This is a genomic window from Erwinia papayae, from assembly GCF_058241465.1.
In genome coordinates this window covers 1-1522 of the sequence record NZ_JBZCHT010000014.1, presented here as the reverse complement: position 1 = coordinate 1522, position 1522 = coordinate 1, and the positions used below count along the sequence as shown (strand labels likewise).

The following is a 1522-nucleotide window of genomic DNA, read 5'->3' as shown; positions in this document are numbered from 1 at the left end:
GCACGGTGGCCGGGTTGCAATAAGTTCTCAGTATTTCACCGTTTAAATTCGACGGTCGTCTCTCTGTTTATTTCAGGTCTGTTAATTTCGAAATGCATTTCTTTAACAGCCTCAATAGCGCTTCTTTCGAAAAAGCCTTCAGGCTCAGACTTTATAATTTTAAAGTTCTCTGCCCTGCCGTATTTATTAACGTCATAGCGTACAGTAACTGCTCCAGACTTATTCAAGCCCCAGGCTTTTTGAGGATATGAGGCAGCATGAGAAAAACCCGTCACAAACATTATGCAGATAAAAGCTGAAATGATAATAGTTTTCATTACAACCACCATTTAATGTAATTAGTTCTATTATCGGCCAGATATAAAAATATCTTTATTCAATAATTCGATCATAACGATCTTTTTATTTAATCGTACAAATTACAGTCTATGTAAGGTGGGGCATAACCGCTGCCTTTTGTCGAGCTTACAGCTATGGAAGCAGAACTTCGCCCCATCTGATTGGATTTAATGATGGTGTTGGTGCCATCATAGTAACAGCCGGTAGAGCGCGTAATGATTTGAGTGACCATATTGCCGCCGATTGTTTGAGAGTAAACAACGGCACCGCACCGCGCCGGAATAATGGCTTTCTTACCCGCCACAGTCTCATTCAGGTAATCTGCCGTACCTGCACTGCCAGTCGGGTTGACGATATTGATCCCCCTAAGCACCCGCGTTTCATTGGTCAGAATGCATTTACCGGTACTGTCATTTATCTGAATACCCCATGAGGGCACAGTTTGCACTACTGCGCCAAAAACATAGATGGTCCCGCTCACCGTTCCGCTACTGAATGCCCCGACTACCAGACCATGTGTTCCTGATACGGCCTGCTGATAGGCCCAGCCATCAGACTGGTCGAACCTGACAAAGTACAGGTAAGGTGTTCCGGTTGACGCATCAAGAGATATTCTCTGACCGTTGCCTGAATTCACCGTTGCATCGACTGAGAATGTTTGTTTGCGGACCAGCGCTATCGGTATCGTGTCCTGAATATAAAACGGCGTTCCATCCTCCCGCGTCAACATCGCACCAAAACTCATGCTGCATACCCCAATATATACATCGCGTTGAGTGGAAACCGATCAGTACCGGAGACATTATTAGCCGCAGGCTCGACAATAACATTGCTACCTGAGACATAAATCCGTCTCCGGTTATCGCCAGTTCCGTCCGTGGAACTGTCAGGCATAACCAGAAAATGAAGGGTATACCCAGCCGGAACGGTAAAACCGTAATTTGCATTCAGGGTGTTTTCATCAATGCGATAGTAGCCAAGAATATTAACCACCAGCAATCCGGTATTATTATAATTACCGCCTGAGTCCCAAGTACCAAATCCAAATGCCATCAGCTGAGTTTCCCCATTCGCACACGCAATACGCCGTTTGCATCGTAAACACTTATTGTCGTGTTGGTCATTGTCATTCGCCCGGTGCTGTCAGAGCCGTTATTTTCAAAGTTGCCCGCCTTGTCCCAGC

Annotated in this window: 3 protein-coding genes; all 3 read right to left on the bottom strand. The window is 45.6% G+C overall.

What is annotated here, in order from left to right; genetic code table 11:
• Window positions 1-35 precede the first annotated feature (35 nt).
• The gene (locus AC3RPL_RS26150; protein WP_490740774.1) at window positions 36-317 is read right to left on the bottom strand and encodes a TonB family protein; all 282 of its coding nucleotides are present in this window, start codon (window positions 315-317) and stop codon (window positions 36-38) included.
• A gap of 89 nt (window positions 318-406) precedes the next feature.
• Window positions 407-1084 (bottom strand): hypothetical protein, encoded by a 678-nt coding sequence (locus AC3RPL_RS26145; RefSeq protein WP_490740773.1) that lies wholly within the window; start codon window positions 1082-1084, stop codon window positions 407-409.
• A complete protein-coding gene (locus tag AC3RPL_RS26140) occupies window positions 1081-1392 on the bottom strand; it encodes a hypothetical protein (protein WP_490740772.1) in 312 nt (103 codons plus the stop codon). Before AC3RPL_RS26140 ends, AC3RPL_RS26145 begins: the two co-directional genes overlap by 4 nt.
• Window positions 1393-1522 lie beyond the last annotated feature (130 nt).